At 37.2% G+C, this 21,633-nt stretch carries 17 protein-coding genes and 1 pseudogene; 3 read left to right on the top strand and 15 right to left on the bottom strand.

What is annotated here, in order from left to right; translation table 11 throughout:
- Positions 1-166, top strand: a 166-nt coding sequence (locus QM374_RS00805) for an IS3 family transposase (RefSeq protein ID WP_414310607.1), incomplete at its 5' end; no start/stop codon positions are given.
- A gap of 452 nt (positions 167-618) precedes the next feature.
- Positions 619-1,232 (top strand): annotated as a pseudogene (locus tag QM374_RS00800) (IS982 family transposase); the annotation flags it as partial.
- 506 nt (positions 1,233-1,738) lie between these two features.
- On the opposite strand, the gene QM374_RS00795 reads toward QM374_RS00800, so the two are convergent.
- From QM374_RS00795 to QM374_RS00735, 13 genes are all read right to left on the bottom strand, one after another.
- Complete coding sequence (locus tag QM374_RS00795) at positions 1,739-3,289, bottom strand: chloride channel protein (protein ID WP_414310601.1); 1,551 nt, start codon at positions 3,287-3,289, stop codon at positions 1,739-1,741.
- Between the two features lie 15 nt (positions 3,290-3,304).
- On the bottom strand, positions 3,305-4,084 hold the full coding sequence (locus tag QM374_RS00790) for a ribonuclease HII (RefSeq protein ID WP_414310600.1): 780 nt from the start codon (positions 4,082-4,084) through the stop codon (positions 3,305-3,307).
- Complete coding sequence (gene ylqF, locus QM374_RS00785; RefSeq protein ID WP_414310599.1) at positions 4,071-4,922, bottom strand: ribosome biogenesis GTPase YlqF; 852 nt, start codon at positions 4,920-4,922, stop codon at positions 4,071-4,073. The genes QM374_RS00790 and ylqF overlap by 14 nt, the downstream gene beginning before the upstream one ends.
- A gap of 168 nt (positions 4,923-5,090) precedes the next feature.
- Positions 5,091-5,423: an Imm40 family immunity protein gene (imm40, locus tag QM374_RS00780; protein WP_049509702.1), complete on the bottom strand. Its 333-nt coding sequence runs from the start codon at positions 5,421-5,423 to the stop codon at positions 5,091-5,093.
- 76 nt (positions 5,424-5,499) lie between these two features.
- Positions 5,500-7,512 (bottom strand): glucosaminidase domain-containing protein, encoded by a 2,013-nt coding sequence (locus tag QM374_RS00775; protein ID WP_375554969.1) that lies wholly within the window; start codon positions 7,510-7,512, stop codon positions 5,500-5,502.
- Positions 7,513-7,726: 214 nt separating this feature from the next.
- Positions 7,727-8,173 (bottom strand): hypothetical protein, encoded by a 447-nt coding sequence (locus QM374_RS00770; RefSeq protein WP_414310606.1) that lies wholly within the window; start codon positions 8,171-8,173, stop codon positions 7,727-7,729.
- Positions 8,154-9,065: a phosphodiester glycosidase family protein gene (locus QM374_RS00765; protein ID WP_049529663.1), complete on the bottom strand. Its 912-nt coding sequence runs from the start codon at positions 9,063-9,065 to the stop codon at positions 8,154-8,156. Before QM374_RS00765 ends, QM374_RS00770 begins: the two co-directional genes overlap by 20 nt.
- The gene (locus QM374_RS00760) at positions 9,062-10,111 is read right to left on the bottom strand and encodes a glycosyltransferase (RefSeq protein WP_414310605.1); all 1,050 of its coding nucleotides are present in this window, start codon (positions 10,109-10,111) and stop codon (positions 9,062-9,064) included. Before QM374_RS00760 ends, QM374_RS00765 begins: the two co-directional genes overlap by 4 nt.
- 218 nt (positions 10,112-10,329) lie before the next feature.
- Positions 10,330-10,827: a YkgJ family cysteine cluster protein gene (locus QM374_RS00755; RefSeq protein ID WP_049509707.1), complete on the bottom strand. Its 498-nt coding sequence runs from the start codon at positions 10,825-10,827 to the stop codon at positions 10,330-10,332.
- 127 nt (positions 10,828-10,954) lie between these two features.
- Positions 10,955-12,133: a hypothetical protein gene (locus tag QM374_RS00750; RefSeq protein WP_414310598.1), complete on the bottom strand. Its 1,179-nt coding sequence runs from the start codon at positions 12,131-12,133 to the stop codon at positions 10,955-10,957.
- A 16-nt stretch (positions 12,134-12,149) separates the two neighbouring features.
- Entirely contained in the window at positions 12,150-15,797 is a 3,648-nt protein-coding gene (gene addA, locus QM374_RS00745; RefSeq protein ID WP_414310597.1) for a helicase-exonuclease AddAB subunit AddA, read from the bottom strand.
- Positions 15,794-19,045 carry an ATP-dependent nuclease subunit B gene (gene rexB, locus QM374_RS00740; RefSeq protein WP_414310604.1) on the bottom strand — a complete coding sequence of 1,084 codons (3,252 nt, stop codon included), beginning with the start codon at positions 19,043-19,045 and terminating at the stop codon, positions 15,794-15,796. Before rexB ends, addA begins: the two co-directional genes overlap by 4 nt.
- Before the next feature lie 136 nt (positions 19,046-19,181).
- Complete coding sequence (locus QM374_RS00735; protein ID WP_414310596.1) at positions 19,182-19,847, bottom strand: lysostaphin resistance A-like protein; 666 nt, start codon at positions 19,845-19,847, stop codon at positions 19,182-19,184.
- Between the two features lie 179 nt (positions 19,848-20,026).
- On the opposite strand from QM374_RS00735, the gene QM374_RS00730 reads away from it, so the two are divergent.
- A complete protein-coding gene (locus QM374_RS00730) occupies positions 20,027-20,836 on the top strand; it encodes a Cof-type HAD-IIB family hydrolase (protein WP_414310595.1) in 810 nt (269 codons plus the stop codon).
- 51 nt (positions 20,837-20,887) lie between these two features.
- On the opposite strand, the gene QM374_RS00725 is transcribed toward QM374_RS00730, so the two are convergent.
- Entirely contained in the window at positions 20,888-21,148 is a 261-nt protein-coding gene (locus QM374_RS00725) for a SemiSWEET family transporter (protein ID WP_414310594.1), read from the bottom strand.
- Between the two features lie 171 nt (positions 21,149-21,319).
- Positions 21,320-21,616: a hypothetical protein gene (locus tag QM374_RS00720; RefSeq protein WP_414310593.1), complete on the bottom strand. Its 297-nt coding sequence runs from the start codon at positions 21,614-21,616 to the stop codon at positions 21,320-21,322.
- Positions 21,617-21,633: the final 17 nt, after the last annotated feature.

Here is a 21,633-nt window from a genome sequence, read left to right as displayed (position 1 = left end):
CATTTTGAAATCCGAAATGTTTTATGGCTATGAGAAGACCTTCCAATCACTTAACCAATTGGAACAGGCTATTGTAGACTATATTGATTATTACAACAACAAACGAATTAAGGTAAAACTAAAAGGATTTAGTCCTGTGCAGTACAGAACTAAATCCTTTCAATAATTATTTGTCTAACTTTTTGGGGTCAGTACAGACAAAGTATGCTATTTATCTTCTAGTGATCCACCTTATATGCATACTTTTCACTATAAGCAAAATAGTGATACCTTCATGGGGTCACTGGTTAGAGACGACACGCTTTCTTTGGACAAGCTTTCCTACCTATGTATGCGTGTTAGTAGCCGTTTTCCCAATGGTATGCTTTTGGCCATACTTGATTAGTGCAGATTTTAAGCCGGGTACAGCAAAGACCTTGCTTGCGACTTTTGGTCTAATAGTAGGTAACGTGACTCTGATTTTGATATATACGACTATTTTGCACAAGGTATTATAGGTATAAAAAAATCCCTATAAAGGGATTTTTTTTGATTGCTTCAAGTAGCTCGTCATATTCTTCAAATGCTGGAACCTCTGGGTGATCCTTCTTGATTGATTCGGTGCTTCTAAACAAGAATCCTTGTGGGTGTCTCCTTGAAAGAAGTCGGTTTAATCGACGGTCAAGGCAGTTGATTTGGTTAGTCCAAATTATTCGGCAAGCCATAAATACTCAAATTTCTCCCAATAACATTGTCATCATAGATAGTTTCCTCTTATCACTTTGTCAACCAGTCCGTAACCATAGAGCACATGTTTTTAATGAACTAGACGACATTGGTTACAATTCCTCTAAGCACCTTTGGTTCTATGGATTCAAAGTACATATGCTGGTCACCCTATCAGGCTATATTCTGAATTATGTTGTAACGCCTGCCTCAGTACATGATATTAGGGCAGTTGATGACTTACTAGAAAATTGTTCTCAACCCTATGTTTTAGCTGATTTAGCTTATCTTAGCTATGAACTCATAGAACAGTTGAAACAGAAAGGTTACCATCTTTGGACGCCTTTACGTCAAAATGTGGCAAGAGCTAAACAACATAATCATTGGAAACTAATGGCTATGAGACGGACTATTGAAACTCGATTTTCAGAACTTTGTGCTTTTTTTGATGAGGCTTAACAGGATTGCAGTTGAGAATGGAGCAAATTGTACTGTCTTATAATCTGAGATACTTTGAGATTAACTAGCACTACGAGTAAAAATCTATATCTTACTATCAATAAGACCTTAAATGAGTAGCAAAAAATGTACAATTGAACCACTACTTCTTCTGCACCTATTAGAGTAAAAATGTACAAATCAATTTCTTAAATCAGATGATGTTATGAACTAGAAAATATACAAAATAACACTTCAAAATAATGTACAAAATAAAAATAAAGTAACTCCTTAAAGAATGTACTTTATGCTTCTAATTCAGTTGTATCAATAGTTTAGCTCACGTTAAGTCAATTGTACATAAACTTTTAGTTTTCTAAAAAATGACTAGATACGCTAAGTGAATTATTGATCATTAATTTATTGACTTAAAAAATTTCTAAAGCTTCTACAGTTTATCAGAATAAAATATAAAAACTCGATACCATTATTTAGGAATCGAGTTTTGATTCATATGACTCGGTCTATTATTTTAATTACTAATTTTAGACCAACTATATACGAGACATAACATAAGTTATGTAAACAACCGATCCTACAACAACAAATCTTTGACTTTCCCAATTTCACTTTTTGGAATAACTAGGTGAATCATATCACCGAGGTACATTCTGGTTGAGCCGTTAACTGTTTGGCTCTTGCCATTATGGACTTGAGTAGTGATTAGTACGTTATGTGGTAAGTTGAGTTCGTGTACTTGTTTTCCTGCTATTTTATCTGAAACAGGGATTTCAATGAGAGTGACTTCTCCTTCATCTGTCGCTTCTTCTGGCAGCATTTTTTCTAACATAGCCTCATAGACTGGCGCACCCTTGAGCAGATCCATGATGATGTAGGCAACTAAGGTGACTAATCCAAGTGGCATGAGGTTGCGAATATCTCCTACCATCTCAGTTACGAGTATCATGGCAGTTAAGGGAGCCTTGGATATTGCTCCAAAGTAGCCACTCATTCCTAAAATGACAAATATAGGGAATTGCTCCTGACTGACAAGTCCAAGATTGACACAAATAACACCTACCAGGGCACCAAGTAAGGATCCTAAAGCTAAAATTGGCAAGAAAATACCACCTGGCAGTCCACTACCATAACTGATCATACTCCAGATAAAGCGAATAATAAAGTAAGCCAAGAGAATTTGAAAACTAAAATCCTGTTCTGTTAAGGATAAGACAACCTGATTGCCTCCACCAAGTATCTGTGGCAGGAAAATTCCTACTGGAATGATAAGAAGAAAGGCCAGAATAGGATAATAGGCCTTATCCAGATGAATCTTTTGACGAATCCAATCATATACTTTTCCAACGTTAAGAACGGCTTTTTCATAGAGAAAACCTGAGAGTCCTAGAAAAATTCCCATCACCAGATAAATCCAATATTGGCTCAAGTCCATGAGAGGGATATTATCCGGCATATCAAGTACAGGTGTTAAGCCAAAGATGAGAAGGGAAACAAAGTTTGCTACTAGACTAGCAGCCAAGGTAGAAACCCAGAAAAATCGTGAAAAATGATGGTAGACTTCTTCTACTACAAATAGGAGTCCTGCAATCGGTGCATTAAAGGCTGCAGCAAGTCCAGCAGCAGCTCCGCTAGCAATCAAAGAACGCTCCTCAACAGGGCTAGACTTGAGCCATTTAGCAATTCCTTTGCCTCCAGCGGCACCTAGCTGAATACTGGGACCTTCACGACCGAGCATGAGCCCACTCGCAATGGCCAAGATACCTAGAATGTATTTTTTCCAGAGGACACTCCACCAGTTGAGAGACATGAGACCTTTTAACTCCGCTTCAACTTGAGGAATACCAGAACCTCTGATATCTTTTTCTGAGCGTGTTAATTTGGCACTAAGTAAGCAAATGAGGATATAAAACAATAAAATGATCAATAGATTCCGTATCAGATTCTCTTGGTCTTGATAAAATCCTTGAACGATATGAAAGCCTTTTTCGATCAAAAATCGAAATGATCCTACAATAAGTCCTACGACTAATCCGACAATAATACCTCGCCCTACTTGAGCTAAGATCGTACTGGACGCGAAGGCAAATTCTTTCTTGGAACTAAGTATTTGCGACTGTTCCTCCATAATTCTCTCCTTTAATTATCTTTTACTAGTTTCTGAAACGATCGTTTTAATCGGTTCAAAACTGGTGCGATGAATAGGTGTGACACCGTGCTTTTCAATTCCTTCTAGATGCTTAGCAGTTCCATAGCCAGCATTTTGAGCAAAATCATAGCCTGGAAATTCTTGGTCATAGTTAGCCATGATCTTATCTCTTGTAACCTTCGCAACGATAGATGCTGCTGCGATAGAAAGCGAGTTAGCATCTCCTTTAATGATGGATGTTTGCGAAATCGGCAGATCTAACTTCATAGCATCAATCAAAAGATGTTCTGGTTGTGGCTGAAGCTGAGAAATTGCTTCCTTCATTGCTAGTTTAGTCGCTTCGTAGATATTTACTTGGTCAATAACATTATTATCCATAATACCAATGCCAACTGCTAAAGCATTGTTTTTAACGGCTTGAAAAATCTCCTCATGTTTTTTCTTAGGAATCTTTTTACTGTCATTCAAGCCCTTAATCTTACAATTTTTTGGAAGAATGACCGCTGCAGCAACAACAGGTCCGGCCAAAGGACCGCGTCCAACTTCATCTACACCTGCAATTAAGCTAAGACCTTGAGCGTAAAACTCTTTTTCATAGCTAAGCATGGCTTCTAAGCGGAGATTTTCATCAATTTCAGCTTGAATAGATTTCTTACGTTTTTCAATTTCCTTTTGTACACCTGAACGAGAATCTTTTTCAAATTCCTTGAACAAGGGACTTTCAAGATCAGTTATCTTTGCTAATGCTTCTCTTATTTCTTTAATCGTTGCCATTTAGATCATCCAATATATCTAATGTGTAATTACCAAGTTTTCCATCACGAACTTCTTTAACAAAGAGATTGTAAAAACGATCATAATCATCACGGAAACCAAGGATACGCGTCATATCCATAATAATTTCAGGAGCTTCATCATCCAGATTCATTTGTTTGAAACGTTCTTGAAGATTATCGGGATAATGGGTTTTAAAGTAATTGAGACCGAAAATAGTTACCTCATCCATTGGAAGCAATTGATCCTTGATCGCTCCGGTAAGAGCAAGTTTAAGGGCGACAGTTTCATCTTCAAATTTTGGCCAGAGAATCCCTGGAGTATCCAAGATTTCCAAATCTTTATTTGTTTTGAGCCATTGTTGGCCTTTTGTCACACCTGGCTTATTACCAACTACAGCAATTTTCTTACCAGCCAAACGGTTCATTAGCGTCGATTTACCAGCGTTTGGAATCCCGATTATCATGGTACGTAAGGTTTCGATTTGAATCCCACGTTCCTTTTGACGATCTATCTTATCTGCCATGAGTTTCTTAGCGGCATCTGTAACGACTTTAACTGTAATTTGCTCTTTAGAATTGATTGCCAGTGTTTGAATGCCTTGTGATTCAAAGTGTTGACGCCACTCTTTTGTTAATGCTGGGTCTGCTAGGTCTGCCTTGTTCAAAATCAATAGTCTTGGTTTATCTCCGATGATTTTCGTCAGCATCGGATTTTGACTAGACAAGGGCAAACGTGCATCAACTAAAACTGTCACAAAATCAACAAATTTTAAATTTTCCTGAACCTGACGACGCGCCTTAGACATGTGTCCAGGAAACCATTGAATAGTTGCCATTCTGTAAAATTCCTTTCTTTTATTGGATTTGTATCTATTCTTTCATATTTAAAAATTAAATAGATATCCTTTTTCTAAAAATAAATCACTATCTTTTATTATAACATGATTTCTCATATTTGACGCTTGATTCAATGCCGATTGTAAAATGTTTTCTAAGTCAATCAGTCACAAATTAAATTCCTCATTGTCTAAAACAATTGAAAAATAATAGTGTTCACCATGATCTTTAACATAGTTGCTGATATATTTTTCTGTTTGAAAAATGGATTTACTGCTATCAATGGTTGGATCTTGTTTCTCGTAATACCAATGATCATAAGTATGTTTCAATTGGCCATTCTTGTAGCAAAAAACATCCCCACCTAGTATAATTTGATTATTGGCTTTGAGATTATCAAGTAAGTCTGGGATTGCTGAATAATCATAAGCGTATGCGTTGATCCCTATGTGATTTAAATTTATCCCTCTTGTATGTATATGTTCAAAATTCTGCTTCATAAAGTTCATTTCTCAAGTTTATCATGATAAGCAAAATCGATAACCACTTTGCAGTTGTTATCGATTTTAATGATTTTTAATCTTTTTCACCTAGCTGACTGTTGATTCTCATCATGATACTTGCAATTTTTTCTCCCCAGTATGGATCTGATGCATAAAGAACATTCATCCCTGACGCTTTATTTCCAAGGTATGTTCTGCCATTATCGATGTAATTTTCGCGGATCCACTTGGCTGCACCTAAGATACCCTTATCAACATCGTCAAAGCTTTTTGCTGAATCATATGGTGTTGTATCATAAGCAGCGATACCAAAGAAGTTGTTTTTATCCTTAGCAATTTGGCTACGTCCCCATGAACTTTCTATGGCACTATGGGCAATTAGATAGAGAGCGTTGATCTGATAACGTTCTTCAGCTTCTTTAAAGATTGCTCCCTTACCTGCCAGACGACTTCCTTTGATATTCATAAGAGAATAGACTTTATCTAATTCTTCAGCTGTGTAATTGGTTGGTTTTCTTAAATCTCTAAATAAGAAAGGATTTTCAACTGTAAAGTTCTCAAAGTTCTTGCCATCAGCTGAATAGTATTTTTTACCAATTGCCATTGATGAACTATGAGGTGCTACACGAATACTTGCGTAAGGTGATAACTCATGGTAAAGATAATTACCGTCAGTGGCATAGTGAGGAATGAAGTCACTATCTGAGCTGACTGCTACTAAATCACTCTTGTTCATATATCCTGAAAGGCCAGAAATTTTGACCGGAAGTCGACCGTCTTTGGCTTCAGCTCCATCAATCGCTACAATACTTCCTTGCGAAATATAGCTAAGTTTCTCACCAGAAGCACTATAGACATTTGCTGTAATTGGTTTTACTTTATAGTATGAGGCTGTATCAGTAATCCATTTTCCGTTGCTTTGGAAAGTATAGTCTTTTCCATTAATGGTGAAGTTACCAGTTACATAGACTCCATCTTCTTTTAGATAATACCAAGCGTTGTAGTCCTTATCGAAAATCCATTCATTTTTGGCCATATAACCAAAAGATTTGAGATAGTAAGAACCTACCCATTGATTTTCAGCATAGGTACCGTCCGACTTGAGGTAGAACCAACTCTTGTATTTTTCATCGAAAATCCATTCGCTTTTAGCCATGGCACCACTATCTTTTAGATAGTATTTCTCTTTCCATTGGCTACTTAACATGACACCGTCTTTATTAAAATAGTACCATGAACCGCTGATTTTCTCCCACTTATCGCGAATAATTTTTCCTGATGTTGTAGCATAATACCACTTATCTTCGAGTTTTGCCCAGGCATTTTCTGCCATAGCTCCACTAGTCTTGAGAAGATGGTCTTTATAAATAGTAGCACTTAGCATGACACCAGATTCATCAAATCGATACCATAGGCCATCAATCTTTGCCCACTTGTCACGATTGATTTTACCTTCTTGATTCCCATAATACCATTTATCAGCAATTTTTACCCAGCTATTTTCAGCTATGGCTCCACTTGATTTGAATAGATAGTCATCGTAAACAGCATTACTGATCATGATACCATTTTCATCGAATCGATACCAAACTCCAGCTATCTTTTTCCAATTATTACGAGTAACTTTCCCGTCCTCAGTGGAATAATACCACTGGTTGTCAATTTTTACCCAAGAAGATTCTGTCAAAGCACCGCTATTATTCAATAGGTAATCATTAAAGATAGTATTACTAAGCATGATACCATCTTGATTAAAATAGTACCAAACACCAGCTATTTTTTTCCAATTCGAAACTGGTTGATTATTCTCATAATAACGCCATTGGTTATTTTCTTTTTGCCAACCTTCTTTGTTAACTACTTCTACTACTGCTTCTTTTGAAGGTTGTTCTTTTGTCTCTGGAGTTTGAGAAGTTGCTTTTTCAGCTTCGCTTTGATTTTTCTTTTCATTGCTTACTGTATTCGTAGCAATCTTTTCTGATGATTGAACATTATTGGTAGCTTGAGAATCCTCGGCATAGACTGTCGTTTTTGCAAAACCTGCCATAGAGAGGGCAACTGTACTTGCCAGCAATATTTTTTTCATTCTTTTCTCCTTGCAAATACCTAAATAGGGGATTTGATGTTTCTATATATTGTGTAAAAAACAGTAATTATCCACTATATTATACAATATTCTGTTAAATATAAAAGTAGTATCTTTCAGAAGAAAAGAACTTGTAATATTTTTAAAATATTTTAGAAATAAAAGTCAATAAAAAGTAGTCGAACATCAGCTGAACGACTACTTTTTTATAACATTATGCCTGACCATAGACTTCTTTGCGATTTGTTTTGGTTGCTTTAGTAGAATTCTTCCAAAGGTTTGGATTGATGAAAATAGTGACGATCGCTAGTATTGCAAAACCAATCCCAACATACCAGTAGGGTGTATCCAAGGTTGTAGAGCGTCCTGAAAGATTGACAATTCCTCGGAAAAGTGTACCCGCTGTAATAATCGCTACTGCCGAATTCCATAGATTTAGACTAATACGAGAGAAATGAGGGAGAACCTTGAGAAAGATTGCTAGTAGAATCCCCCCTACAAGAGGTGCTACAAATAAATAGTGCATATGAACAGAAGTTTCTCCAAAACTAAAAGCTTCATAAATTCTAGAAAATGCAAAGAAGAAAATAGTGATTAGTGTGTAAGAAATGACTGTTTTCTTAAACCGTTTTTTGCCAAGATTAGTAACCGATGTAGACAATGTCACTCACCGCCCTTTCTGAAATTTTGTTTCCACCAGTCGTTGGTTTATTGATAACCTGACCGTTGAAATAAAGTGTAGATGATCCACCGCCATCAAGATTGTAGGCAGTCTTTGCACCATAAGATTTCATGACTTCAGCTAGCTGATAAAGAGAGAGACCTTCACTTTCTGATGTACGTCCATCTGAAACAACGATGATATAGTGGTTTTCATCGATAATACCAATAGCTGTACGAGGATTTGAAGCCATTGCTTGTCCTACTTCTGTATTGGTATCAACTGCAATTTCACCATTTTCGACCAAGGCTGGTCCAAAAGCCAAGAGATTGACGACACCGTCATTTACTAGTTGCTCAGCTGAGATCTGATCTTCGTAAATAATCTTAAAAGAGCCGTCTTTATAAATAGCTAAGTCGCCATTACTAGAATCTTCACGAACAGTATCACGATAGACAACGCCATTACGGATAACATAACCTGTAGAGTTAGCACCATAGTAGTCCCCGTTTACTGCTAAAATGGCATTGTTGTCAGCTGCGGTTACAGAGGTTTTTGCAGTTACGTTAGTTCCATAAGCATTTTGAGCAAAGGCAGTTTTCAGATAATCTGATGAGCTCAGAGTAATATCAGCAACGTAGACTTGTGTATTATTGACCGTCGTTTCAGACAAATTGACTGAAATATTGTCATCTTTATAACTAGAGTCAGTGACAGTAGCTGTCTTAGCAGCTTGACTTGCTGCTGCAGCATTGGAACTTGTGCTAGTTGTGGCAACTGTCGAGATAGTTTCAGCGAGGACAAAGGTCTTTAGCATTGAGTAACTAAAGGATCCTGTCAAGAGTAGGCCAAGAACTGAGGCGTAAGCATAGCGTTTCTTTAAAAATTTCATAATACAGTTGATGTCCTTTCCTTAAAGATGAATTTCTTCTGCACTGTCCAAGAGACAGCGAAGAGAAGAATGCCAACGATAACTTTGGCAATCAGAAGGTTGATACCAAAGACTGTAAAGAAGAGACGAATCAGTAGCGTGTCTAAGACAAAGAGTCCGACTGCTAGACCAAAGTAACCCATCCCTGTTTTCACAAGACTATCGTCATTTTTAAATACTAGTTTTTTATTTGTAGAATAGTTAAAAATAGAGCTAGTTACACGAGCTACTCCGTTTGCTAGAAAGATTCGTAGACTCGTCGGAACTGTCGGTAAAATCAAAATTGCTAGGGCGTAAACGATATAGTCTACAACAAAGCTACTGAGAGATGATAAGGCAAATTTAAAGATATTTTTATAGATCATGAGCCCGTCTTGGATTGGGCGGAAGTGTGAAGCCTCATTGTCATTAATATAGACAGTTTCAATAGGAACTTCTAAAATCTCGTATTCTTTCGTTGCTTCGAGCAACATATTCATTTCATATTCGTAACGTTGGCCTTCAATCTTAAGCATAAACGGTATCAAGTTTGTAGTAAAAGCACGAAGACCTGTCTGCGTATCTGTTACTCCTACTCCTGTTTGAAGCTTAAAGAGAGCTTTGGTTAAACTGTTACCAAAACGGCTACGAAGAGGAACTTTTCCAGAAAAGGCACGTACACCCAAGATTAGCTTGTTTGGATTTTCGGAAGCTTTATTAGCCGTGCGGAAAATATCCCATACCTTGTGCTGTCCATCCGCATCTGCTGTGACAACCGTACCATAAATGTTTTGTTCTTGGATATAAGTAAAGGCTGTTTTTAGAGCCTGCCCTTTACCTTGGTTCACTTGGTGACGAATGACAGTAGCAAATTGTTTTGCTTTATCAAAGATTTTTTGGCACTTTGATGAACTGCCGTCGTCTATGACTAAAATATGAAAATCACTCTTTTCATGAATTTTTTCGATGAGTTTGATAAGTTTATTATCTGGTTGATAAGCTGGAATGACTATGTAGTTCATATCGATACCTCTTTCTTTGGTGATGGTATAACTATACAGAACATCGCTTAAAAATACCTTATATCAGTTTTCTTTAAGATAAGGTTTAAAAAACTTTAAGCTTAAAGAAAAGACTTATCAATTAATAAAAAATATGGTTTGAATTTTCAGATAAAAATAAATATACAAAAATCCCCAAATAGTAACTGTATTTGAGGATGAATCTTATCATACAATGAGAGTACTTAGTCTATTTTCTCTCTTAATCTTTCAACAAAGAGATAAGCTGCGGGGCAGGTTAGAGTATTTTTAATAGTAAGATTATTGATTTGGTAAATCTTCTTACGGTCAGTATGTGGAAATTCACGACAGGCTTTTGGACGGACATCGTAGATGGAACAGAGATTATCGCCTCCTAAGAAGGGACAAGGCATTGACTTAAAGACTTTATCACCGTCTTCATCTACTTGCAAAAACTCAGCTTCAAAGGCTGGCAATTTCATTTTAAAGTATTTTGCGATACGTGTGATATCTGCTTCTTTGAAGTCTGGACCAAGACTCTTACAGCAGTTAGCGCAGGCTGTACAATCAATTTCAGTAAAAACTTCTTGATGGATTTCAAGGGCAATTTTATCCAAATTTTTAGGTGCTTTCTTTTTCAGATTTCCTAAAAACTTCCGATGCTCTTTTTGTTTTTGCAAGGCTAGTTGGTGATAATATTCGATATCGATTTCTTTTGACATAGTTTCTTTCTATTTTTTTAATGTTGACACAAACATTTTCAGTTTATACATAAAATAAATTATGTAAAATGCTTTTAAGACTAATTTTAACAATAATGAGTCTCTCCATGCAGAACGAAAACTACTGCTATACTATCATTCTTTCTAAAAAGGGTTTCATGCAGTTGGTTAAAATGCCTTCTATCCAAGATTTTTGAGCGGACGATAGGTTTTCCGCATCTAAACATTCCTTTAGAAAATCCCGTACCTGATCAGGTTCTATTTCAAATTCAAAAGCCTTCATTTTGTAGAAAAAGTCAAACAAAGTGTTAGAGAGATAGTCAGTTGAAAATGGGATTTCTCCAGTTTTTCGATACATGGTTAAAAGTCGAGAAAAGCGAGCTTTTTCTTCTGGAATATCTTGAAAATAAGAGTTTAACAACCATACTTGCTTTTGTTTTCTTTCAAGGGGATCTTGACTAGCAATACGTTGATCCTTTTCGAGTTCTCTTTGATACTGTTTTGATTTTATAGAACGTTCTGTCCGATTTTTACCAAAGAGAATCTTTTCCCACTGGCGTTCTTCTAGAGTCAGTGTTTCGCTCAGTCCAAAGTAATCTTGATAGGCACGTTCAGCTGGTCCCATTGCTAGAACCAGGTTATCCGCATATTGTTTTGCAATCTTGTCTCGCTTCTTTCGTTCCTTTTCAGCTTTGATTCGAAGTTCTTGCTCATAGTCAATTTTTTCTTTTCCTAGTTTAACTAGATAAAGTTGATCGTCAGATTTTCCAAGTAGAAAGGGTTTGATAAATTTCTCAAGGACTTCTTCCATACGAGCTTTCTTCAAAGGCTCTGCCTTAGTCCAACTTCCACCTTGAAATACCTCCAAAAAGAGTTGATAATCCTTTTCTGGTGAGAATTGATTACCTCGATTTGACTTAAAAGCTCCCTTTTTCCATAGCCAGTTGATCAGTCGCTCATCAAAATCTGTTTTATTAACTCGAATGGTTTCTTTTTTCTGGACCTTTCTGGTTAGATTTTCAAGCTTTCTGAGAAGTTTTTCCTCCTCTTCTAGCTGTTGATCTAGGCTAATTCTCTGGAAATGGCGAACACAGTCACTCCCAATGGGAAAGAGACGTTTGCCAGTAACTCCGTTAAAAAGTTCATAAGCATACTTAATAGCATTACCGCAGACACAATTGCTTCGACCGATTCCATTAAAAATCAAGGAAACTTCACTCCATTCTTTGGTAGCTTGTTCCCAAGTATCGGCTTTAGATGCCTCTAAAACTGCATCATATAAGTTTTTTCTAACAGGAATGGACATGATGTCTCCTTTCTTTTTAGAGTTTAACGACTTCTACTTGGTCTTTACCAAGTAGAATCAAATATTTCTCAACTGTTTCTATCTGATAAGAGCGAGATAGAGCCTCTGCATAGAGATCCAATTGTCTTCGATAGCGTTCAACAAGCTGACTAGCATGCTCATAACGATCTGTCTTGTAGTCAAAGAGAACAATTTTATCCTCATAGAGGAGATAACCATCTAAGATTCCACGGACAACAAAGTTTTCCTGACTCTTCTCGTCTCTCTTTAACATTGAGAAAGGTTGTTCTCGATAAAGTTTATCTTGATTTGCAAGAATCTCTTGACCTAGAGCTGTATCAAAGAAGGACAAAATTTTTCCTAGATTGATTTTGGATTTGACATCCGAGCTTACTTGAACTTGCTCCAAGGCCTCTGTTAAAGTCTCTAAAGTGGGTTTCTTAGCTAGATTAATTCTCTGCATGAGTTCATGGGTAGCACTACCAATCTCAGCACCAGTAACTTTCTTAGTTTTAGAGAAATCAGGAAGGTTGAATTGAATGGATTTTTCTTTTGGCTGACTTTGACCAGCCACTACGACTCCTTCCATATCCATGACTGGTTCATAAAACTTCTTAATCTGACTTGGGGTTTGTACACTTGGAAGATTGATTGCTGCACGGTGGATTTCGTTATACACTTCCACTTCTTTTAGCATTTCCAACGCATCTTTGATGATTTCTGACTGGCGATTATCTGCTTGGGATTGGTCTTGGAGCTGGCTTTTATTTTCCAATTCTCCGATAGCTTCTTTGGTTAAATCTTCTTCACCCTCAAAGTGCACAGTGAAGTGTAAGTCCTCTTTAGAAAATGCTTGATAAATAGCCCAAATCCAATCTTGGAAATTTTGAGCATCTAGTCTAGTTTCTCGAGTCAAAAGACCTTTTCCATTTGTTGGATATTCTTTTGCTTCTAATTTTTCACGAGATCCTTTTCCAACTAGATAGAGTTTCTTCTCAGCTCGCGTCATAGCCACATAAAGCAAACGCATGAGTTCAGAATAACTTGCTAATTGGAGCTCTTCTTCATTTTGAGTATAAGTCAAGTTTGGAATAGATAACTTAATCGTAGATGGAACGTATTCCTCTTTGGCATCTGTAGCAACTCTAGCAACATACTTGAGACCAAGGCCATTTCTTCGACTTAGGATGACCTCAGACATGGAATCTTGCTTGTTAAATTGCTGATCAATATTAAGGATAAAGACATAAGGGAACTCAAGGCCCTTACTTTTATGAATACTCATAAGTTCTACAGCATCCTTAGGAGGTGCCACAGCGACATTGGCAAGATCATGCTGGGCTTCCAAGACCTGATCTATCATTCTAATAAAGCGAGATAATCCCTTGAAATTACTCTTTTCAAACTGATCTGCTCTTAAAGCAAGGGCATAGAGATTTGCCTGTCTAGCTTGACCATTTGGCAAAGCACCGACATAGTCATAGTAAAAACGGTCGCTATAGATTTTCCAAATGAGATCATAAAGTGAGTGCGTTTTAGAATACAAGCGCCAAGCCTGGACGGTTTCCATGAAAAAGCTTAGTTTCTTTTGTAATTCAGCTTTGATTAAATCCTTTTGAAGACCAATTTTCTTCTGAGCATTAACTAGTTTCTCATAAAAGTTTTCTTGAACCTCATCCTCGGATTTCTGAAGAGCTAATCGAGCCAATTCATCTTCATCAAAGCTAAACATAGGAGACTTCATAAGAGCCACTAAAGCGAAGTCTTGTAGAGGATTATGGATAACGCGAAGGGTATCCAACATAACCTGGACTTCTAGGGATTGCAAATAATTGTTTTGAGCACCATCAGTCTTAACTGGTATCCCATATTCCGATAAAGCAAGTAAAACCTGATCATTGCGACTTCTGCTGGCAGTTAAGAGAGCCATGTCCTTGAAAGGTACACCCTTATCATTATGAAGGTGAATTATCTCCTTAAGCACCATGCGCATTTCACCAGTTAATTTGTTGGTTGCAAGTTCTTCCTCATCATCAGAATCGCTATCATCATCCTTATCGTACAAGAGAACTTCTGCCTTGTTTTCAGGATTTGCTTGAATATCAGTATTTCCAAAAACAAGTTGATGCATACCATCGTATGAAATTTCCCCAACTTCCTCGTCCATAAGATGCTTAAAGACATCATTTGTAGCATCTAGAACCTCTGAACTACTACGGAAATTTTCCTTAAGCAGAATTAACTGACCTTCTTTGCCATCTTGAGCAAATCTATGAAATTTTTCGTTGAAGATCTGGGGATCTGCCTGTCTAAATCGATAAATGGACTGCTTAATATCTCCTACCATAAAACGATTATGGCCGTTTGAGAGGAGTTCCAACATTCTTTCCTGGATATGGTTGGTATCCTGATATTCATCGACCATAACTTCGTGGAAGCGTTCCTGATACTCTTGACGCACCTGTGGGAAGTTTTCTAAAATCTCAATCGTATAATGACTAATATCAGCAAATTCAAAGGCATTTTCTTCGCGCTTCCGTTGTCGATAGGCATCAACAAAATCCCTCATGAAGACTTGGAATGTCTTTGCCAAGTCCCAGGAATCTTGATGATAATCTTCTTGGAATTTTAGTAAAGTGATTTGGTCATTGAGTGCAATCAGCTTTTCAAATTTTGCTTTTCTCTCTTGGTTGTAGGTTTCTTTCAAGTCTTGCAGTTCGGCCTTACGACTGGCATTTGTAAGAGCACGACCTCCCTTATCCTTAGAGATACTAACAACTCGGTCTAAAACTACTTGATATTGATTAAAAGTTGATTCATGGCCTAAAGAATCGATCTCGTCAAGAACTTGTTGGATAGATTCTAAATAAGCTGCTTTGCCAAATTCCTTGGCATCATTATCCAAATGATAACGGAAAAAGCTTTCTAAATCCCAGAGTCTTTCTTTAATATCCTCTGCAAGTTTTTCTTTAGCAACCGTAAAATCAGCCTTTTCAAAGCCTTTTAGAAAGGAATTTTCTAGCCAAGCCTGAGGATTGCTGGTAGATTGTAAAAAGTCATAAATCATATAGACCTGTTTACGCAGTCCACGCGCGTCTTTGCTTCTACCTGCAAAGTTCTTAACTAGCTGACTAAACTTGCCTTGTTCTTTACCTTGATAATGACTTTCAAAAACTTGTCCAAAAACCTCATTTTTTAAGAGAAGTTGTTCACTTTCGTTCTGAAGGATACGAAAGTTTGGAGCAAGATCTAGTAGATATCCATGCTTGGCCAGGAATTTTTGGGTAAATGAGTCCATGGTTCCAATTGCAGCATTGGGTAAATCGGCTAATTGTCTACCAAGATGTTTTTTTAGTTCCACATCTTGCGTTTCTTGGATCTGTTGGCTGATTTTCTTTTCCAAGCGTTCTTTTAACTCGGTTGCTGCCTTAACGGTAAAGGTAGAGATAAAGAGTTGGCGGATTTCTACGCCACGCGCTAGTTGGTCAAGAATTCGTTCAGCCATGACAAAGGTTTTCCCTGAACCAGCTGAAGCTGAGACCAAAGTATTTTGACCAGAACTATAGATCGCTTGAATTTGTTCAGCTGTTTTCTTAGGCTTCTTATTAGACTGAGCTTCTGCTACTTGCAACGCTGCAATCTCTTCTTGGGTTAAAAATTTCATCGCTCCAACTCCTCTCTGATTTTATTAAACCAAGCTTCCTTGGCATTGCTCTTGGCAACTTTCTCTAACAATCTCGCCTGACCTAAATGATAATTAGCTTCAAAACCTGTAATAGCTTGATATTGTTGAACATAGGGTGCAATACTTCTACCGTTTTCTGTATAAGGGTTGATCGCAAATTCACCAGATAAAATCTTCTCTGCCGCTTTTTTGTAGAGAAGGGCATTATAGTCCAACAATAACTGGAATTCCTCATCAGACAACTGGTAAGTCTTATTTTTATTGTAAAACTCTCCAAGGTTTTTTATCTCTTTTTCAAGAAAGAGGCCTTGGTATTTCATAGTCTTATTGGTTTCTGCTACTGCTTTAGAAAGAGTTTTTGCAGTTTGCAATGACTGAATTGGTTCAGCCATTTCTAGGTACATAGCTCCAAAGAAATCCATATTCCCTTCTTGCTTGAGGGCAGCTAGATAGGTTGGTAATTGCGAATTAAGACCATTATAAAACATAGGAAACTTGAACTGAGTCAAAGAAGACTTATAATCTACAACACCGATAGCTCCATCTGATTTTAGACGGTCAATTCGGTCAACCTTACCACGAACATAGAGATTTCGACCATTATCTAGCTGAATAAAGGCTTGTTCCTTGCCACCAAAGACCGCCTCTTCCTGAATCGTTTCAACATCCGCATTATGTCGAAGAATATGGCCAGTAGCGCGTGCGACATCCAAGAGGACTTCCTTAGTAAATTGAGCCTCCAAACTCTCCTGATAAATAGCTTGAAACTCACGTTCTTGACTGGTTTCAGAGATAGCTTGTTCTAAACGTCGATCAAAGGATTCATCGCTCGGCATTTTCAATGCCCGCTCAAAGATACGATGCAAGAAATTCCCATGGCTTCGAGCATCAGGTTTCAGACGCAATTCTTCTTGCAAGCCTAATACATAACGAAGGTAATAACTGTATTCATTACGGTAAAATTCTGTTAGTCCAGAAGTTGATAGATAGAAATCTTGTTCCTGCGGATACAAGGCTTTCAAAGTTTCAGAATCTAAAATCTTGCTCTTTGGACTTGTTGGTAAAACTGGATTTTCTAAACCTTGGTCTTCCAACTTTTTACCCATCACACGAGCCAAAACCTTGACAAAGGTTAAGTCTTGGTCGCTTGTCTCACTCTCACCTTGCTGATGATAGGCAACCAGACTAGACAAAAGACTGTGATAAGAACCAATGTCATCTTTCGATAGATTTTTTCGATCAATTCTCTTTTCAATCTTGCTAAAACCAAAGTCTTGTAATTCTTTCAGATATACCGACTCTTTACTCTCATTTTCATTGAGTAAACTTGGCGCCGATAAGACCAATTGCTTCTTAGCAGAGTTGACCAAAGAAAGCATGGTATAGCGATTCTTCTTGAGGTTTTCTTGACTTGCAATCAGTAATTGAGAAACTTCTTGAGTCGCTTGGTTTAGCACTTCTCTTTCTTCATCGCTCAACAAACTGCTGTTTTGAGCAATTTTAGGCAAGTGGTCTTGAGTTAAGCCAAGTGCATAAATGTAATCAGCTGTCAAGGGTGCAATCAAATCATAACTCTGCACCAGGACAGTATCTACCGTTGCTGGGATCGTACGATAATTGGACAAGCTCATGCCTGAATGAAGCAAAGCCAAGAAATCATCTAAAGTAACCTGGGAACCTTCAAACACGGTTGCAAATTGCTCCATTACGTGGCAAAAGGCCTTCCAGACCTCCTCTTGTCTTTCTTGCTCTGCTGCTTCCATCGTTGCAGATAAGGTTTGCAGTTGCTTGGTCACAAAGGAATTCTTCAAAAAATTATTCCATTTTTCTAGTATATTTTCAGCTTTTTGCTTACGACTAGATAATAAAGTTTCTAGTGGATTTAGAACACGAACACGAAGCTTGTTTAACTTCTCTAAATCAAATTTCCCATGATGATTTTTTGTGAATTCTTGTTTAAAGTTAGAAAGACCATCGATACCTAGATAACGAAGATATTGTTCAAAGCAATCAATTTCCTCTTGGTTTAGGTCTGTATACAAGCCAGTGCGTAGGAGATTAATCAAATCTTCTTGACGAAAATTGTATCGTTTCAAACGTCCGATGGATTCTACAAATTGAGTTAGAGGATGATGAGCCATAGACTCACTCTTGCCCAAATAAAAAGGAATCTGATATTGATTAAAAATTGTCTGTAAGGACAGTTTATAAGACTCTACATCTCCAAGTAGAATTCGAAAATTCTTATAACTAAGTTCTGAATCTTGGTGCAATTTCTGGCGAATACTACGAGCAACTAACTCCAACTCTTCTTTTTGGGTCAAACAGGACCAGATTTGTAAATCTTCTCTATCCTCATCAGTCACTTCTAAACTGATTTCAGAATAATCATAAGCACTTTCGAGTAGTCTTGAAGCTTTGGCAAAGGCATCAAGTTTCTCATGGTCTTGACAAGCATTTTCTGTCTTGGTCTGATATTTATAGGCCAAATGTCTCAAAAACTCAACACTGGCTTGATAGAGGTTACCTTCACTAAATGGACTTGTATAAGCTTTTTTAGTCGCATAAGCCCCGATAACAATTTCAACACCCTTACGATAAAGTAGATCCACTAGGTGTTCTTCTTCTGCAGAAAATCGGGTAAAACCATCAATGACTAGGGCAATCTTACTAAAATCACTACTTACTTTGTTTTCTTCGATAGCATTGATCAGATAGGTTAATGGACTCCCCTGTGAAATTTGTCCTTGATTGAGATATGCTGTTACCTTTTCAAAAATCAAGAGTAAATCAGAACGTTTATCAGCGTCAGCTAGACTTTCCAAGTCCAAAAAACTCATCTTCGCAGTTGTCATTTCATGATAAATCTCAATCAGTTGTTGGATGACTTGCGGATCTTGCTTAATAGCCCCGTAAACACGTAAATCCTTAGCGTCTATCTCAGACAAACATTTATAAAAAACCATACCCAGACCAATATCATCGAGACTTGACTTCGCGGGTATATCGTTTAAAACCAGATAACGAGCCATCTGAGCGAAGCGCGTGACTGTGATCGCAAAAGAAGCCTGCTGACTCAAGCACTCCAGCACGGCACGTTCCTTTTCAAAAGAAAGAGAGTTAGGAGCTATGTAAAAGACTCGTTTGCCTTGGGCAACCAGTCCTTGAGCCTCCTTGGTCAGGATTTCTGTCAAAGAAGTCCGAATATCGGTATAAAGTAGTTTCATCTCAGCCTCGTCTGTTTTTTCATTACCTTTCATTATACCATTTTTTGACTGCTAATCCTATAAATAGAGAATTCTTAAACTACTGATAAAAAGTAAAATACCGGAAATTTCCGGCATTGATCGATAATCACTAACTTCATGAAAATACAAGCATCCATAATTCCCAAAATGCAGCAATGTTAATCATGATGTGAAGTAAAATAGGATAATAGAGAGAATGAGTTTTTCGGTAGAGGAAAGCTAAAATTGCTCCTCCGCTTGCATAGGTGAAAAAGGCGAGTGGTGTTAAACCTGAACTGACATGCACATAGCCAAAGACACAGGCTGATAGTAAAACATCTCCATACCAAGGTGTATCTTTCAAAAATGTTTTCATCAGAACTCCTCGATAAACCAATTCTTCTGTAATTGGTCCTAGTAGACAAACAATCAGTAAAAGATAAGGTAACTCTTGTCGCCCTGTCATCTCAATCGTTTCATTTAAAGCGATTTGATTGGACGTTGCTGGGGTTAAAAAAGAAAACACAATATCTGAAAGATAACTGACTCCATAAGCAAGGAGCAAATAAACTGGATAACTCCATTTCCACTTCAACTCAAGAATTTTTCTACCTTCGAATACTAGTAAATAAAGAATAGCTAGAAGACTTACGCTAAGCTCTAAAAAAGCAAGAATCTGAAAAAATTCTCGACTAGCGGCTACAAATCTAGCTGAAAAGTGATTAAAAATCCACCAAAACCATGTCTTTCTATAAATAATTACTAATAAAGCTAGTAAAATCTGTACTGTTCTTCTTTTCATGATAAACCCTCTGCTTTTTTATCCATTATCAGTATATTGCAAGTTTAGTATAGCATATATTTGCCAAAAAGCTTCTTCCAATCATGAATTGTAATTGAAACGTCCTAAATTGACATAGTAATCCTTATTTCATCCAAAATATGCTATAATATAGACAAAATACGTGAAAAGGAAATACTATGATTAAATTACTTGCTCTTGATATGGATGGAACTCTACTCAACGAAGCCAAGGAAATCCCTCAGGCTCATATTGATGCCATTCATAAGGCTATTGACAAAGGCGTCAAACTGGTTCTCTGTACTGGTCGTCCTCTCTTTGGGGTTCTTCCCTACTATAAGAAACTTGGTCTTGATTTGCAGAATGAATACGTCATCGTCAACAATGGTTGTTCTACCCACCAAACTAGTGATTGGGACCTTGTTGACTGGAGAGAACTTAGCAAATCAGACATTGAATACCTGAATGACCTAGCAGAAAAAAGTGAGGTTCAATTGACTCTCTTTGACGAGGAACACTACTTCGTTCTCGGAGGCAAACCAAATCCTATCGTAAAATACGATGCGACACTCGTCTTTTCTGACCTGACTGAAATTTCACTAGAGGAAGCTACCAGTGGTAAATATCGCATGTTCCAGGGTATGTTCTTAGGTACAAAAGAACAAACAGATGATTTTGAACAACGATTTGCTGATGAACTTTGTCAGAGATTTAGCGGAGTTCGTTCACAACCAGTTATCTATGAAGCAATGCCACTCGGTACAACTAAGGCTTCTGCACTTTCTCGTTTGGCTGAGATTTTGGATATCCAACCTTCTGAAATCATGGCAATGGGTGATGCCAATAACGATATTGAGATGTTAGAATTTGCAGGGCTTGGGATTGCCATGGGAAATGCTAGCGACTATGTCAAATCTCTCGCGGATTCCGTAACTGCTAGCAATGAAGAAGATGGTGTTGCACGCGCTATTGAGAAATATATTTTGTAGAATATTAAAAAGCAACTAACAGTTCATTCTGCTAATTGCTTTTTTTCTGTATTAAATTAAAGCTGTCAATGCGGTAATAATCCCAAAAACAATACCTGGTGCGTTAGCTGCTGCCAAAGGGATATCACGTTCTTTTTTAAAGAGTCCGTAGTATACCCAAAGACTGCAGTTAATTGCAGCTACTGCTGGTTGGATAAAGTTTCCTTTTTGACCCGCAAGGTTGTTCATAATTTGAGGAATGTATGAGATATACATCATTACAGACATAAAGGTTGCAATCCAACCTAATTTTTTCATTTGTTTTTCAGTCATTTTCTTCTCCTTTCAAAAACAGTTTCAATTATACACTATTTGTTTTAATCGTGTAAGCAAAAAACTTTTTTGTTAAGAGAATGTAAATTATCACAAGATTGTGACCAGAGGTAACTTTTTGTTCTTATCTTTAGAAAAGGTATGGTGGCTAACAGTTTTATCATACTATTATTATTTAAAAAATCTCGGATGACCATTTACATCCAAATAAAAAACTACCTTCGCCTCCTTATCTGAAATTACTAATGTATAGTCTTCGAATAAAAAATTATTTGGCGGATACTTAACTAACATAAACCATAATGTTGAACCTTTGTAATCCATCTTTTCAAACTCATATGGATAAGAGTGCTCTAATCTTAAAAGGTTAGGATCTAAAACACATTTACCCTCAAGTTTATTATTAGAATGAAAGTTTTTACCAATTTCAATAACCTGTAAAGGTGTTAAATTCGTCTTCTTTGTCATAGTTATATACCACTAAA

Origin of the sequence: Streptococcus infantis (assembly GCF_047465525.1) — a bacterium.
In the GTDB taxonomy this organism is placed as follows: Bacteria; Bacillota; Bacilli; order Lactobacillales; family Streptococcaceae; genus Streptococcus; species Streptococcus infantis_R.
Note: the sequence above shows the minus strand (reverse complement) of the source record. Positions and strands in the feature narration are given on the sequence as shown.